Source organism: Micromonospora sp. LOL_024 (assembly GCF_048060415.1).
Lineage (GTDB): Bacteria > Actinomycetota > Actinomycetes > Mycobacteriales > Micromonosporaceae > Micromonospora.
On sequence record NZ_JBHMIS010000018.1, the window covers coordinates 29733 to 44728 of the forward strand.

14 protein-coding genes and 2 pseudogenes are annotated in these 14996 nt (G+C 70.1%); 6 read left to right on the forward strand and 10 right to left on the reverse strand.

Annotation, left to right across the window (positions count from 1 at the left end; all coding sequences use genetic code 11):
- Positions 1-12 precede the first annotated feature (12 nt).
- The 3 genes and pseudogenes from ACFHWY_RS18535 to ACFHWY_RS18545 form a co-directional block, all read right to left on the reverse strand.
- Positions 13-948, reverse strand: a pseudogene (locus ACFHWY_RS18535) (threonine ammonia-lyase); the annotation flags it as partial.
- Positions 945-2420: an amino acid adenylation domain-containing protein gene (locus ACFHWY_RS18540; RefSeq protein ID WP_416581465.1), complete on the reverse strand. Its 1476-nt coding sequence runs from the start codon at positions 2418-2420 to the stop codon at positions 945-947. The gene ACFHWY_RS18540 and the pseudogene ACFHWY_RS18535, both read right to left, overlap by 4 nt.
- Entirely contained in the window at positions 2417-3364 is a 948-nt protein-coding gene (locus ACFHWY_RS18545) for an ornithine carbamoyltransferase (protein ID WP_416581466.1), read from the reverse strand. Before ACFHWY_RS18545 ends, ACFHWY_RS18540 begins: the two co-directional genes overlap by 4 nt.
- 176 nt (positions 3365-3540) lie before the next feature.
- Here ACFHWY_RS18545 and ACFHWY_RS18550 point away from each other — a divergent pair, with 176 nt between their 5' ends.
- Both ACFHWY_RS18550 and ectB read left to right on the forward strand, forming a co-directional pair.
- Positions 3541-3738: an MbtH family protein gene (locus ACFHWY_RS18550; RefSeq protein ID WP_416581467.1), complete on the forward strand. Its 198-nt coding sequence runs from the start codon at positions 3541-3543 to the stop codon at positions 3736-3738.
- A 203-nt stretch (positions 3739-3941) separates the two neighbouring features.
- Positions 3942-5192, forward strand: coding sequence for a diaminobutyrate--2-oxoglutarate transaminase (gene ectB, locus ACFHWY_RS18555; protein ID WP_416581468.1), 1251 nt, complete (start codon positions 3942-3944; stop codon positions 5190-5192).
- A gap of 156 nt (positions 5193-5348) precedes the next feature.
- On the opposite strand, the gene ACFHWY_RS18560 is transcribed toward ectB, so the two are convergent.
- A complete protein-coding gene (locus ACFHWY_RS18560) occupies positions 5349-6347 on the reverse strand; it encodes an RNA polymerase subunit sigma-70 (protein ID WP_416581469.1) in 999 nt (332 codons plus the stop codon).
- Between the two features lie 153 nt (positions 6348-6500).
- On the opposite strand from ACFHWY_RS18560, the gene ACFHWY_RS18565 reads away from it, so the two are divergent.
- Complete coding sequence (locus tag ACFHWY_RS18565) at positions 6501-7061, forward strand: TetR/AcrR family transcriptional regulator (protein ID WP_416581470.1); 561 nt, start codon at positions 6501-6503, stop codon at positions 7059-7061.
- Positions 7062-7204: 143 nt separating this feature from the next.
- The gene (locus ACFHWY_RS18570; RefSeq protein WP_416581471.1) at positions 7205-8239 is read left to right on the forward strand and encodes an NAD-dependent epimerase/dehydratase family protein; all 1035 of its coding nucleotides are present in this window, start codon (positions 7205-7207) and stop codon (positions 8237-8239) included.
- Here the strand turns inward: ACFHWY_RS18570 and ACFHWY_RS18575 are convergent.
- Positions 8236-8478 carry a hypothetical protein gene (locus tag ACFHWY_RS18575; RefSeq protein ID WP_416581543.1) on the reverse strand — a complete coding sequence of 81 codons (243 nt, stop codon included), beginning with the start codon at positions 8476-8478 and terminating at the stop codon, positions 8236-8238. The genes ACFHWY_RS18570 and ACFHWY_RS18575 overlap by 4 nt on opposite strands.
- Between ACFHWY_RS18575 and ACFHWY_RS18580 the strand changes: the two genes are divergently transcribed.
- Positions 8455-8832 carry a hypothetical protein gene (locus ACFHWY_RS18580; RefSeq protein WP_416581538.1) on the forward strand — a complete coding sequence of 126 codons (378 nt, stop codon included), beginning with the start codon at positions 8455-8457 and terminating at the stop codon, positions 8830-8832. The genes ACFHWY_RS18575 and ACFHWY_RS18580 overlap by 24 nt on opposite strands.
- A 58-nt stretch (positions 8833-8890) precedes the next feature.
- Here ACFHWY_RS18580 and ACFHWY_RS18585 read toward each other — a convergent pair whose 3' ends face one another.
- Both ACFHWY_RS18585 and ACFHWY_RS18590 read right to left on the reverse strand, forming a co-directional pair.
- On the reverse strand, positions 8891-9070 hold the full coding sequence (locus tag ACFHWY_RS18585) for a hypothetical protein (RefSeq protein ID WP_416581472.1): 180 nt from the start codon (positions 9068-9070) through the stop codon (positions 8891-8893).
- 223 nt (positions 9071-9293) lie between these two features.
- Positions 9294-9719 (reverse strand): annotated as a pseudogene (locus ACFHWY_RS18590) (MerR family transcriptional regulator).
- Positions 9720-10081: 362 nt separating this feature from the next.
- On the opposite strand from ACFHWY_RS18590, the gene ACFHWY_RS18595 reads away from it, so the two are divergent.
- Positions 10082-11581, forward strand: coding sequence for a SulP family inorganic anion transporter (locus tag ACFHWY_RS18595; protein ID WP_416581473.1), 1500 nt, complete (start codon positions 10082-10084; stop codon positions 11579-11581).
- Positions 11582-11615: 34 nt separating this feature from the next.
- On the opposite strand, the gene ACFHWY_RS18600 is transcribed toward ACFHWY_RS18595, so the two are convergent.
- The 3 genes from ACFHWY_RS18600 to ACFHWY_RS18610 form a co-directional block, all read right to left on the reverse strand.
- Complete coding sequence (locus ACFHWY_RS18600; protein WP_416581474.1) at positions 11616-12419, reverse strand: S-methyl-5'-thioadenosine phosphorylase; 804 nt, start codon at positions 12417-12419, stop codon at positions 11616-11618.
- Positions 12420-12482: 63 nt separating this feature from the next.
- Positions 12483-13868: a hypothetical protein gene (locus tag ACFHWY_RS18605; RefSeq protein ID WP_416581475.1), complete on the reverse strand. Its 1386-nt coding sequence runs from the start codon at positions 13866-13868 to the stop codon at positions 12483-12485.
- A complete protein-coding gene (locus ACFHWY_RS18610) occupies positions 13865-14914 on the reverse strand; it encodes an NAD-dependent epimerase/dehydratase family protein (protein WP_416581476.1) in 1050 nt (349 codons plus the stop codon). The genes ACFHWY_RS18605 and ACFHWY_RS18610 overlap by 4 nt, the downstream gene beginning before the upstream one ends.
- Positions 14915-14996 lie beyond the last annotated feature (82 nt).

Genomic DNA, 14996 nt, shown 5'->3' on the forward strand with positions numbered 1-14996 from the left:
CGCCGGCAGCAGTTCTGCCGGAGGTTCTTCTGTTCTTCTGCCGCCGGTGCCGACCGTGCTGTTTCCACCGGACACGATCGCCACCGCACGGCCGGAGAATCCGCGCCGTAGCGCGCCGGCCAGCGCCACCGCGCCGCTCGGCTCCGCGCTGACACCAGCGCGGCGGAGGACACCCAGTGCGTGACTGATCGCGCCGTCGGTCACGCCGATCAGATCGTCGACCCGGTGCCGAATGATCAGCCAGGGAACCACGCCGGGTCGTTGACCTCGGAGGCCGTCGGCAATCGTCATGGACGGCGGCAGCTCCGTCGGCGTACCTCGGGCAACCGAGACGGCGTAACGGCGGGCGGACATCGGCTCCACCCCCACGACCCGGACCGCTCGGGACAGCGCCGAGGCGGCCAGGCACACGCCGGCCAGCAGGCCACCGCCGCCGGTCGGCACGAAGACCGTCGACACGTCCGGCGCATCCTCGAACACCTCGAGCCCGACGGTGCCGGCCCCGGCCACCACCAGCTCATCATCGGAGGACGGCACGAGGACCGCTCCGGTCGCCACGGCGATGTCCTCGGCCCGGCGGTCGCGTTCGACGACGCCGCCGTCCACCTGAAGTACATCGGCGCCGAGCGAGCGGATCGCGTGTGCCTTGCCGCCGCTGGCCCCGGCGGCCATCACGATCGTCACCCTGATACCCAATGCGGCACCCAGCATGGCGACGGCGATGCCATGGTTGCCGGACGAACCGGCCACCACCTCGTCCGCGTACCGCCCGAGCATCGCGTTCGCCGCGCCCCGGGCCTTGAACGAGCCGCCGCGCTGCCGGTGCTCGGCCTTGAGCAGCACCCGCGAGTCCAGGGCCAGCACCGGGGTACGATCCACCAGCCCCGTGATCCGGTCGGCGGCCGTGCGCACATCCGCGAGGGTGGGCACGATGCCTGTCGTCCTCATTGCCCGTCCACGCTGATCGCCCTGCGGTCGGTCTTGCCGCTGACGGTCGTGGGTACGGTGTCGATCCGGGCGAACCGTCGCGGGATCATGTGGTGGGGCAGCGTCGTCGCGAGATGTGCGCGCAGGACAGAGTCCGTCACCTCCGCCGACGCGCCAGCGACGTGCGCGACGAGGAAGACCCGGCCGCCGGCATCCGTATCCGCGGTGACCACCGCGCCGGTGACGGCGGGATGGGCCAGCAGCGCGCCCTCGATCTCGGCCGGGTCGATCCGGTATCCGCGGACCTTGAACTGCCGGTCGATGCGCCCGAGGTACACGAGGTCACCGTCGGGCAGCCGGCGCGCCAGGTCTGCGGTGCGATACATGCGCGTGCCGGGCGCGCCGTGGGGGTCCGGCACGAACCGGTCCGCGGTCAACGCCGGTTGGCCGCCGTACCCGCGCGCGACGCCACATCCACCGATCCACACTTCGCCGACACCGCCGTCGGGGACGGTGCGCAGATCGTCGTCGAGCAGGTGGACGCTGACACCGTCGATCGGTGTTCCGATCAGGTCGACCGTCGAGTCGGGGACCGGCGGCACGTCGAATCGTGTCGAGGTCATCGTGGTCTCGGTCGGACCGTACTGGTTGACCATCCGTCCGCGCAGGCAGTCCCGGCCGCCGGCGAGGAGGAACGGTCGCAGCGACTCGCCACTGGAGACGGTCAACCGCAGGTCGGGCAGGTCGCTTCGGCGCAGCGACGTCAGGAACGTCGGAGTGGCCGAGAGAATCGTGTTCACCCCCCACTCACGGAGGGCCGCGACGAACCCGCGGTTACGCAACAGGGTGGAGCGCGGCACCAGGACCACCTGCCCGCCGGCGACGAGGGGAGCGAACGTGTCGCGGATCGAGGCGTCGTACCCGAAGGGCGCGAGCTGCAGCACCACGGTGTCCGGATCAAGTCCGTAGTCGTCGACGATGAACCGTAGGTAGTTGGTCACGCCGCGGTGCTCAAGCAGTACGGCGTTCGGTGGCCCGGTCGAGCCGGAGGTGTGACTCACGTAGGCGAGCGAACGGGGCGACAGCGGTCGCAGGGGCGCCGGCACGTCAGGAGCGTTGACGAATACGGTCGGGCCGTCGATGGGGAGGAGGTCGAGGTGCCCGGCCCGGGTTGGCGTGGTGACCAGGAACCTGGCCTGGGCGGTGCGGACCATGCCCGCCAGCCGCTTGTCGGGTAGCTGTGCGTCGAGGGTGAGGAAGGCGCCGCCGGCTCGAAGCACGGCGGCCATCGCGATGACTGCCGCCGGGCCCCGGTCGACCATGACCGCGCAGACCTGCTCCGGTCCGACGCCCCGGGCGACCAGCGCCCGGGCCAGCCGATCGGTCCGGGCGGCGAAGTCCCGGTAGCACACGACGGTGTCCGGGGTGACGATCGCCGGCGCGTCGGGCCGGGTCGCGGCGTGGATGAGGATGTCGTCGAGGAAGCTGGTCACAGCACCGCTCCGCCGCTCGACCGGTCGGCGGCGCACCACTCAAGGACCGCACGGGCGCTGTGGTACTTGTTCTCGGCCTGGGTGAAGGCGATGCTCGCGGGTCCGTCGAGCACCGCCCCGGTCACCTCCTCGCCCCGGTGTGCCGGCAGGTCATGCATGAACACCGCGCCCGCGCAGGTTGCCATCAGCGCCTCGTCGACCTGGAACGGGGCGAATGCGGACCGCCAGTCGGGGGTCGGCTTCGTCGATCCCGTGGTCTGCCACCGGGTGGTGTAGACGACATCGACCGGTGGCAGACCAGACAGATCGTGCCGCTGCTCGACGCGCCCGCCACCACGTCGGGCGGACGCCGCCGCCTGATCGAGGTATCTCTGCTCGACGCCGTACCCGGGCGGGGTGCGCAGGTGCAGCTCGGTGCCGGGGTATCGGGACAGCGCGAGCGTCAGCGCCGAGGCGGTGTTGTTCCCCTCCCCCACGTACAGCACCCGGATGTCCTCGACCCGACCGAAGTGCCGCACGATCGTGGTGAGATCGGCGAGGGCCTGCGTCGGGTGTTCGACCGCGCTCATCGCGTTGATCACCGACATGCGTTTCTGGGCGGCGTACGCCCGAAGCTCGGCCTCCGGCCCGGCGGTCCGGGCGACCAGAACGTCGAGCATCCCGGAGAGGACCGCCCCGGTGTCCTCGACGGACTCGCCGGTGGCCAGTTGCAGGTCGTCGGGGCCGTACGTGATCAGTTCGGCGCCAAGACGCAGTGCGCCGGCGGAGAACGCGGTCCGGGTACGGGTGGACGTCCTACGGAACAACAGACCGACGACCGTGTCGGACAGCGGCCGGGGTGCTCCCGCAGAGCCACACGAGTACTCGGCGCCGCGCTGGACGATCCAGCGCAGTTGGTCGTCGGTGAGGTCGCCGACAGAGATCAGGTGGCGTCGCTCGGCCATGTCGGGCCCCCTTCCAGGTGGCGTTCCGCCGCACCCAGAGCCTGGGCGACTCGGCGGGCCGTCGAACAGGGACGGAGCCGCACCACGCGTCTGCGCGTTCGTCTCTATCGGCGACACGGGTCGCACCGGCAGTATCGGCTGACAATCTCGGATCACCCGACCACGCCGGAGGGGTCATGACTGACGACGGTGTCTACCGCGTCGTGCGCAACGACGAGGAGCAGTACTCGATCTGGTGGGCCGACCGGGAGCTGCCGCTCGGCTGGACCGCGGAGGGGACGTCCGGGTCGAAGCAGGAGTGCCTGGATCACATCGGGAAGGTGTGGTCGGACATGCGGCCACGGAGCCTCCGGGAGCAGATGGCTCAGACCTGAAAGCCGAGGTCGGACCTCACCACGCCGACCCGTCGACCGCCGAGCGCGGTGTGGCGGGTCGGCACCAGAGCTTCCTGTCGTTCAGCGCCGCGAGCAGGTCCTGCGGCCGGTCGTCTCCGCGATGGTGAACGCGTCTTCGGCGTCGCTTCCACATTCGCCAGCGAGCGCTCGGGCCGCCCGGTCTACAACCCTATGGAGACATCATGACCGCCGCGACAATCGAGTCCGAGGTCCGTAGCTACTGCCGGGACTGGCCGGTCGTGTTCGACCGCGGGCAAGGCAGCCGTATGTTCGCCCGCGACGGCCGCGTCTACCTCGACTTCTTCGCCGGCGCCGGCGCCCTCAACTACGGCCACAACCACCCGGTGCTCAAACGAGCCCTGCTGGACTACCTCGAGCAGGACGGCGTCACCCACAGCCTCGACATGCTGACCGCCGCCAAACAGGACTTTCTGACCGAGTTCGCTGGGCGGGTACTCGTCCCACGCCGCCTGGACTATCGCGTCCAGTTCCCCGGACCCACCGGAACCAACAGCGTGGAGGCCGCGCTGAAGCTCGCCCGCAAAGTAACCGGACGCCACACCATCGTCGCCTTCACCGGCGCCTTCCACGGCATGTCGCTCGGTTCGCTGGCCATCACCGGAAGCGCCACCAAACGCGCAGGCGCCGGCGTTCCACTCGGGCATACCTGGCGCATTCCCTACGACGGCTTCGCCGGCGGCCAGATCTCCGGGCTCACCCTGCTCGACACCATGCTCGGCGACCGCAGCAGCGGAATGGACCTACCCGCCGCCGTCATCGTGGAGACCGTACAGGGCGAAGGCGGCATCAACCCAGCCCGCGCGACCTGGCTCGCCGATCTCGCCGAACTGTGCGCCCGCCGCCACATCCTCCTGATCATCGACGACATCCAGATGGGCTGCGGCCGCACCGGCCCGTTCTTCAGCTTCGAACACGCCGGGATCACCCCCGACATCGTCTGCCTGTCCAAGTCCATCAGCGGGTACGGCCTGCCGATGTCCCTCACCCTGTTCCGCACCGAACTCGACGTATGGCAACCCGGCGAACACAACGGAACATTCCGCGGCAACAACTCCGCCTTCATCACGGCAGCCGCCGCACTGAACGAGTTCTGGACCGACAGCAAACTGGAGAAGCAGACCGCGGAACGGGAGATCCTGCTCGATGAGAGCCTAGGGGAACTCACCGCTCGGCACCCGGCACACATAGCGGCGTCACGTGGTCGCGGCCTGGTGTGGGGCCTGGCCTTCCGGAAACCCCACATGGCCGAACGGGTCGCCCGGGAGACCTTTTGCCGTGGACTGCTGGTGGAGAGGTCCGGGTCCGTGGACGAGGTGGTGAAGCTCATGCCACCCCTGACGTCGACGGATCAGGAACTGGCCGAGGGCCTCGGCATCCTGGAGCAGGCGGTGGCGGCAGCGGTCGCCGGCTGATCACGCGGCGAGAAGGGTGGTCGGACGGAGGTCTTGGTCGGTGCGACGATCACGAAGAGTTGGGTCGAGACCCCAACGCGCAGATCACGTCGCTGGACCTGTGGTCACCGCACCGCGGCACGCGCTCCGCCGTGCGGCGCGAGCGGCCACTCCGGACTACTCGGTGCCGTCCGCCGGCAGGCGCGCGGGCAGCCCGAGCCGGGGGAACCGGTCGTCGTGGAACGTGATGATCTCGGTGATCGCCCCGCCGGTGACGCGCAGGACGTCGATCGTCAGCGGCAGGTACCCGGCCGCCTGCCCCCGCCACAGATAGAAGGCGACTGCGGGCTGCCGGTTCACGCAGGTCGGTACGGCACGCAGGCCCCTCATTCCCTGGAAGCCGCTCTGGACCCAGTCGTTCACCACTGCGTCGCGGCCGACATGCAGGCCGGGCGTGGGCGGCATCGAGCAGCGGACGTCGTCGCGCAGCAGGGTGGCGAGCCCGTCGATGTCCGTGGTCACGCTGGCGTCGGTGTAGCGGCGTACCAGCTCGCGCGTCCCGGCGTCCTCCTCGCCGCCGGTCCAGTCCTGCCGCTCGGTCGGCAGGTGTTCCCGCATGCCGGCGCGGGCCCGCTGTAGCGCACTGTTCACGGAGTTGACGGAGTCCCCGAGCAGCTCCGCGACGTCCTTCGCCGGCCAGCCGAGAACGTCCCTCAGGATCAGCGCGGCCCGCGGACGGGGTGCGAGGTGCTGGACCGCGACCAGGTACGCCAGCTCGATCGTCTCCCGCGCTACGGCGACGGTCTCCGGCTCGTCCGCGTCGCCTGCGGGCAGCTCGTCGAGCAGCCGGTCCGGGTAGGGCTGCAGCCACAGCACCTCGCCGCCGGTCGCGGGCTCCGGGCGGCACTTGGCCAGCAGGTCCAGGCAGGCGTTGGTGGCGATCCGGTACAGCCAGGCCCGGAACGTCGACCGCCCCTCGAAGGTCTCCCGCCTCCGCCAGGCACGCAGGAACGTCTCCTGCACGGTGTCCTCGGCGTCCTCGAACGACCCGAGCATCCGGTAGCAGTGCACGTGCAGCTCCCGCCGGTGCCGCCGCGCCAGCCCCGAGAAGGCCGGCTCGTCAACCTCGCCCAGACCGGTTCCGCCCAGCTCCTCCAGCCGCCTGTCCGCACTCATCACGTCATCCTTCCGCCTTGCCGTGTCCCGTCCTAGGTATGACGGATGCGGACGCGACAACTCATCACCAGGGCCGGGAGGTTGCCCCTGCTTGACGATCTCCTAACACTCGCATAAGTTAGCTAGCTAACTGAGGGGTGGTGGGATGAGGTGGTGAACCGCCAATCCGACAAACGCAGCCGGCTGATCGAGGCCGCCGTCCGGCTCGTGCATGAGCAGGGATTCGCCCGGACCACGCTCGCAGACATCGCCGGCGCGGCCGGGGTGCCGCTGGGCAACGTCTACTACTACTTCAAAACCAAGGACGCCATCGGCGACGCCCTCGTCGCCGAACACGCCGGGCACTACGCCACCCTGCGCACGCGGTGGGAGCAGGCCGGTGACGCGCAGTCACGGCTGACGGCGTTCGTGCAGATGACGGCCGACAACCGTGCGGTGCTGGCCGGCAGCGGCTGCCCCGTCGGCACGCTCTGTGCCGAGCTGCACAAGGCGGGCGGTCCCCTTGCCGAGCGGGCCGGGGCCATCTTCGCCGAGCTGCTGGGCTGGCTGGCAAGGCAATTCCGGACGCTCGGCTACGACGCCGACGCCGCCGACCTGGCCCTGCACCTGCTCTCCGCGCTGCAGGGCGTGTCGTTGATCGCCCACAGCCTCGGCGACCCCGGCTACATCGACCGGGAGACCTCCAGGCTCACCGGCTGGATCCAAAGTCTGTAATCCCCAACCCGCACCAGCAAAGGAGCAGCCGTGACACCCCTACTCGACCACCAACGGTTCGACCCCTGGGACATCGACCACCGCGCCTTCGGCGCATCGATCAGCAGGATGTGCGCCGCCGGCAGCCCGACCGGGACGACGGCATGAGTCCCCGGTCGCGCGCCACGCGAGTGCTGGTCACCGGCGCCACCGGCTTCCTCGGCCGCAACATCCTCGCCGCGCTGGCCGCGCGCCCCAACGTCACCCTCGTCGCCGCCTGCCGCACGCCCGACCGGCTGCCCCCGGCCTTCACCGGCGAGGCCCGTGTCGGCGACCTGCGCGACCCCGGATATCGCAAGGCGGTAGTCGACTCAATCGACGTGGTCTGCCACGCCGGCACCTGGGGCGCCTTCTGGGGCCACGCCGAGCTGGAGCGCCGCCAGTTCTTCGAGCCCAACCGGGACCTGATCGACCGGGCCATCGACCGCGGCGTCCGCCGCTTCATCCAGACCAGCACGATCGCGATCGCCGCGCGTCCCGCCGACGGCGGACCGATCGACGACTTCGCCCCGACCCGCCGCACCGGCTTCTGGCCCCACCTCGACCGGCTGATCGACCTCGACGACCACATGCGCCGCAGCAGCGACCGCGGCACCCAGATGGTCACCATGCGCCTCGGGCACTTCGTCGGCGCCGGTAACACACTCGGTTTGGTGCCGGCTCTCGTACCCCGGCTACGCACCCGCCTCGTGCCCTGGCTCGCCGGCGGACGCGCCCGCCTCGCGCTCGTCGGCGGCAGCGACCTAGGCGAGGCGTACGCACTGGCCGCGACCACCGATGGGCTCGACGACTACGAGTCGTTCAACATCTGCGGCCCGACGTCGCCCACCACCCGCCAAGTCATCGAGTTCATCGCTGACGAGACCGGCTCCCCGCGCCCCTGGTTCAGCGTCCCGTACGCCGCCGGCTACGCCTTCGCATGGCTGATGGAGAAGCTGCACCCTGTCCTGTCCGGCTCCGATCCCTTCCTGACCCGCTCCCTGGTGCACGTCTCCGAAGACTGGGACTGCCCCACCGACCACGCCGCCCGCAAACTCGGCTACACCCCGCACGAGGACTGGCGGACCGCCGTCCGCGAATCCCTATCCGAAGCCGAGGCCAACGGCTACCCCTGGCCCCGCCTCGCCCAGCCCACCTAAGCAACGAAGGAGACGACACCATCGCCAGATCCAAGATCCACAACGGACAACGCGTCGGCCCACTCGACCTCACCACGATCACCGGGCGACCGGTCCGGATTCCCGACCCGGACCGCCTGGTCCACCTGCAATTCCGCCGCTTCGCCGGCTGCCCCATCTGCAACCTGCACCTGCGCTCCGTCACCCGCCGGCATGACGACATTGTCGCCGCTGGCATCCGGGAGGTCGCCGTCTTCCACTCCACAACCGCCGCCATGCTCCCGTACCAGGGCGACCTACCCTTCGCCGCCGTCGCCGATCCACATCGCCGCCTCTACGCCCGCTTCGGCGTCGACACCTCACCGTGGGCGGCGCTGCACCCACGAACCTGGCTCGCAGCCTTGCGCGGCGTGGCCTCGGGCAAGTTCACACCCCCTGGTCGCGGGGAAACCGCCCTCGGCTTGCCCGCCGACTTCCTCATCGGCACCGACGGCCGCGTCCACGCCCACAAGTACGGCCACCAAGCGGATGATCAGTGGAGTGTCGACGACCTTCTCCACCTCGCCCGTCGCACGGCTGACGGGTCGGACCAGAATGTCACGGAGCCGCTTTGACGTAGCGGGTCGAGCATCAGGACGGCATGTGCGGTCGCGACCGTGGGGTGCGGGGCGGCTATCCGGCGGCGGGGAGTTCATCGAGGGTGAGGCCGGGGCGGCTGTCGTCGATGGAGCGCATCCGCCAGCCGGTGGTGAACAGGGCGAGCAGGGCGCCGTCCCGGACGCGGGTGAGTACCTCGGCGTCGCCGACGCCGCGGAGGCGCCCCCCTACGACCGGCCTTACCGTGCACCGCACCGGCCTCCCCGATCACCTCGGCATGCAACGCGAGCGCCTCCCGTGATAGTCGACTTCCCGGCATCAGGATGCGAAATCACCGCAAACGTCCGCCGCCGCGCCGCCTCCGCCACAACCCCAGCCACGCTTGCCACCGACGGCACTCACCCACCCCCTTCCACGCCGACCCAGCCGGAACAACACCTTCACGTCAGGGATGCCCAATCAAGGACGAGACAGACGCTCAGGCGCCGGTAGCAGCCCGAGTGGCGCTGGAGGACCCCGACACGCCCAGATGACCAGACAGGGTCGCCGCGAACTCCTCCGCCGTGGCAAGCTGCGACCGCAACGCGACGCACCGCTCGTGAACAGCCTCACGGTAGCCGGCAAGGGTGTCGAGCAGCCGCTCCCGCTCGACAGCCGGACATCCCAGGCAGCCGATCAGAAATCACCAGCAGCTCGCGCATCTGCTCCAGACTGAACTCCAGCGGCTTCATCCGCTCGACCACCTGGAGCCGGTCCACGTCGGCGTCGGTGTAGAGGCGGAAGCCACCCTGACTGCGCGCGGAGGGCACGATTAAGCCGACCTCCTCGTAGTAGCGGATCGTGCGCAGACTCACCCAGTCCGCTCCGCCACCTCACCGATCTGCCGCAACGCACCACCACCCATCGCTTCCGTCCCACCTCCCGATCACCCCGCAACCCGGTGGCCCCCACCAGACAACTGCCATTCACGCTCACCGGCACCACCGGGAGCGAGAGCAGTCCGCCGGCACACCACCCGGCCCGACACCGGCGGACCGGCAGTGGTGATCATCACGTTGGTCGGACTCTACCCTCACCAGACGGTAGATTTCGTGCAGGTCGTCGAGGTGCGGCTACGGCCCCTCTCGGCCTTTCTCCGGGCGACGATGCCCGGAAACGGTCCAGAAACGTCCGACCGGTACTGATGTGCGAATAATACGCCGCTGCCCTGACAGGTGCGGCCACACGTGTGCGCCTGGTGGGCACACCCTGAACGGAAACGGCTGTATGTCTTCGATGCTGTCCGCGGCCTTTCGGCCGCGTCTGTCCCGACCGCCCTGGCTGTCGCCGAAGGTGTTCCGCACCGAGGTCCTCGCCGGCCTGGTCGTCGCCCTGGCCCTGATTCCCGAGGCGATCAGCTTCTCCATCCTGGCCGGCGTGGATCCCCGCGTCGGGCTGTTCGCCTCGTTCACCATGGCCGTGGTCATCTCGATCTGCGGCGGCCGACCAGCCATGATCAGCGCCGCGACGGGCGCGATCGCCCTGATCGTCGCACCGCTGGCCCGCGAGCACGGGCTTGACTACCTGATCGCCGCGGTGATCCTCGGCGGCGCGATCCAGGTACTGCTGGCCGTGCTCGGGGTGGCGAAACTGATGCGATTCATTCCGCGCAGCGTGATGGTCGGCTTCGTAAACGCCCTGGCCATCCTGATCTTCGCCGCCCAGGTCCCGCACCTGCTCGGCGTACCGTGGCTGGTCTACCCTCTCGTCGCCCTCGCTCTGGCGATCATGGTCGGGCTACCCCGACTGACCAGAGCCGTCCCCGCCCCGCTGGTCGCCATCGTCGCCCTCACCGTGATCACGGTGGTCGCCGCCGTAGCGGTACCCACCGTGGGTGACCAGGGTGAACTGCCGAACAGCCTGCCCACGCTCGGCCTGCCGCAGATCCCGTGGACGACACAGACCCTGACCCTGATCACCCCCTACGCCTTCGGCGTGGCGCTGGTCGGACTGATGGAGTCGCTGATGACCGCCAAACTCGTCGACGACATCACCGACACCCACTCCAACAAGACCCGCGAGTCCTGGGGCCAGGGCGTGGCCAACATCGTCACCGGCTTCTTCGGCGGTATGGGCGGCTGCGCGATGATCGGCCAGACGATGATCAACGTGAAGGCATCCGGCGCCCGCACCCGGCTGTCCACCTTCCTGGCCGGCGTGTTCCTGCTCATTCTGGTGGTCAGCCTCGGCGACGTGGTCGCGGTGATCCCCATGGCCGCCCTCGTCGCCGTGATGATCATCGTCGCTGTCGCCACGTTCGACTGGCACTCCGTCGCCCCCGCCACCCTCAAGCGCATGCCACTCGGCGAGACCCTCGTCATGATCACCACCGTCGGCGCGGTGCTCGCCACCCACAATCTCGCCATCGGCGTCATCGCCGGGGTACTCACCGCCATGGTCATCTTCGCCCGCCGAGTCGCCCACCTCGTCGAGGTCACCAGCGTGCTGGACCCCGACGGCAGCACCCGCATCTACTCCGTACACGGCGAACTCTTCTTCGCCTCCAGCAACGATCTCGTCTACCAGTTCGACTACGCGAACGACCCGGACAACGTCATCATCGACATGACCCACGCCCACGTGTGGGACGCCTCGTCCGTCGCCGCACTCGACGCCATCACCACAAAATACGCGGCACGGGGTAAAACTGTTGAAATCGTCGAGCTGAACACGCCCAGCGCGGCCATCCACGGCACTCTCGCCGGCACCCTCAGCACCGGCCACTGATGCCGGACCGACAGCAATGTCGAGGTCGACACGTTCAGGGCAGCTCGATCGGGAGCTTCATGCCGTCCAGGCTGCGCGGACAGGGGCAGTCCCGCTCGGCCGGGAGCACGTCGATGGCGTCGAGCAGCAAACCTCGCAGCCGCTCGGTGTTCTCGCCGAAGACCCGGAACACCTCCTCCTGGGTCACCCCGTGACCGCTCTGCACCCCGGCGTCCAGATCGGTCACCAGGGCGATCGAGCTGTAGCAGAGGGCCAACTCCCGCGCGAGCACCGCCTCCGGGTGGCCGGTCATGTTGACGACCGCGCCGCCGATCGCCGTGTACCACCGGGATTCGGCACGGGTGGAGAACCGCGGCCCCTCCACCACCACCATGGTCCCGCCGTCGTGCGCGTCCACACCCCGCCCGGCGGCAGCGGCCAGCAGGGCACCCCGGCCGACCGGGCAGTACGGGTCGGCGAAGGAAAGGTGCACCGCATCCCGCTCGTAGTAGGTCTGCGCCCGGCCGCTGGTCCGGTCGATGAGCTGGTCGGGCACCACAAACGTGCCGGGCCCGAGTTCCGGCCGCAGACCGCCCACGGCGCACGGCGCGAGCACCTGGCGTACCCCGAGAGACCGCAACGCCCACAGGTTGGCCCGGTAGGGGATCCGGTGCGCAGGATGCCGGTGGTCCCGGCCGTGCCGGGGGAGGAACGCCACCGTACGGCCGCCCACATCGGCGATCGTCACCGCATCGGAGGGAACGCCGTACGGTGTCTGGACGACGTGTTCTGTGGCGCCGTCGAGCAGCGCGTAGAGACCCGAGCCGCCGATGACGGCAAGTTCCGCGAGTGGGGACACACCGGCCACCTTTCAGTTGTCGAAAACCACTTCTCATGAGTGCTCCTCATGGTCGGGCCACGCCTACCATGCCGTCAGGAGCAGGTGATTGACCGCGAGGGCCACCGCTGCCTGCGCGGCGAGCCACCTGCGGCGGCCGGTGTGGGGAATCAGGGCGGCACCCGCCATGAACCAGCAAGTGAAGGGCAGCCAGATGCGTTCGACCTCGGCCTTGCTGTAGCCGGACAGGTCTGCGGCGACGATGGCCGCCGCAGCAGCGAGGGGCAACAGCCATGTGGCGTACCCGGGGCTGCCGCGTGGCAACCGCAGGATGCCCGCCACTGGTCGCAGCGACGAGATCCCCTGCCATCCGGTGACTGCTGCCCGGCGGAGGATGACGGCGGTCGCCGGGCCCGCGGCGACGGCGAGGGTTGCGAGGTTGGCCCACACCCAGTAGCCGTACGCGCGCCGACTGGCGATGCCCTGGTAGTAGCGCTCGATGACCAGGTGATAGCCGGTCAGCCAGTCGAAGCCGGTAGCCGTGAAGGCGCCCACCACCAGTGCCGCACCCCCGAGCGCCCACCATGTGGCGGTTCGGTGCCGGTGACCCAGCAGCACGACTGCCAGCGCGAGCGGGACCACCAGCACCAGCCCGTAGGAGAGGTAGCAGCCGAAACCCAGCAGCACGCCACCGCCGAACGCGCCGACCGCGCTACCCCGGGTGACCCCGTACGCCAGCAACGCGACGCCGGCGGCGGTCACGCCGGCGAACAGGCCGTCGGCGGATACCCCGGACCACACCGCCCCGGGAAACAGCGCCGCGAAGGGCAGCACGACACGCGCGGCTTCGTCGGTGCCGAGCAGCCGCACGGTGTGCGGCACGGCGACGGCGACGAGCGCCGCCACCAGGATGCACAGCACACCTGCCCAGCCGCCACCGCCCAGCCCGACCCGGTCGAGCGAGACGAACACCAGGAGCGCTCCGGGCGGGTGCCCGGAAACATGGGTGGTCCAGGAGTCCGGTTGGAAGTCGAGGATCCGGGTGGTGAAGTCGCGCAGCACTGCGGGGACGTCGGTGACGCCGGGGACCTCGTGCAGGTATTCGTGGCGGGTGGTCAACCGACCGGCGATGCCGCGTTGCCAGCCGTCGATCAGGGCCAGTGACAATATCCAGGCCACCGCGGTGGCGTAGGACAGGGCGAGCAGCCGCCGCCAGGGCAGCCGCGCTGCCAGCGCGGGTCCGCGCCAGCAGACCAGCACGGCCACCCCCAGCGCCAGCGGGGTGCCGATGCCGACGTGCGGCCGCCAGTGCGCGTACAGCGGCGCCGCGCCGGCATGCACCGGACGGCCCAGCAGGTAGAGCAGACCGCCGACAGCGGCAGCCACAGCGAACAGCCCGACGGCGACCAGGACGGCGAGCAGGTCCGCCCGCCCGGCGTCGCGCCGCAGCCGGGCGAGGACCGCCATCATCCGCGCAGTGGTGCGTGGGCGAATTGCCTGACTCCGTCGGCGAGGCGGACGGCCGCGCGGAACCCGAGTTCGGCCTGGGCACGTGCCGGTGAGGCGACCACGTGGCGCACGTCGCCGAGCCGAAAATCGCCGGTGACCACCGGCACGGGCCCGCCAGCGGCCCGCGCGAGTTCGGCGGCCATCTGCCCGATGGTGGCCGGGTGGCCGGAGGCGATGTTGTAGGCACGCCAGCCGGTACGGCCTCCGGTCGCGGCCACCGCGGCCAGATTGGCCGCCGCCACGTCGTCGACGTGAACGAAGTCCCGTCGCTGGCAGCCGTCCTCGAACACCCGAGGCGCCCGGCCGGCCGCCAGCGCGGAGCGGAAGATCGCCGCGACCCCGCTGTACGGCGTGTCGCGCGGCATGCCGGGCCCGTACACGTTGTGATACCGCAACGCGACCACGGTTCCGCCGGTCTGCCGGCACCAGGCCGCGGTGAGGTGCTCCTGGGCAACCTTGGTGGCGGCGTAGACGCTACGTGGGTCCACCGGTGCCTCCTCGTCGATGAGCTCCGGCTTTAGGACTGCGCCACAGGTGGAGCAGGCGGGCTCGAACCGGCTGGCGGCCAGGTCCACGGCAGCGCGTGGGGCGGGGCGGACCGCACCGTGTTGGGCGCACGTGTAGGCACCCTCGCCGTAGACGACCATCGAGCTGGCCAGCACGAGCCGGTGGATACCCGCGCGGGCCATCTCGGCGAGGAGCACGGCGGTACCCAGGTCGTTGCAGCCGACGTACTCGGGAAGGTCGTCGAGGTCCACGCCGAGCCCGACCATGGCCGCCTGGTGCACGACCACGTCGACGTCGGCCAGTGCGCCTGCGACGGCGGCCCGGTCACGCAGGTCGATGCGGCTCAGCGGGACACCAGCCACGGTGTGTGGCAGTGGCACACGGTGCGCGGCGGGATGGCCGGCGTCCACGACGGCCACCTGATGACCCGCGCGGTGCAGCGCGGTGACGACATGGGTCCCGATGAAACCGGCTCCGCCGGTGACGAGTACGTGAGGCACGCACTGACGCTAGAACCAGCCAGGCACTGAAGGCGGCCGTGGCGGGAAGCCGTCAGCGGTTCGTAAGACTTCATCATCGGCC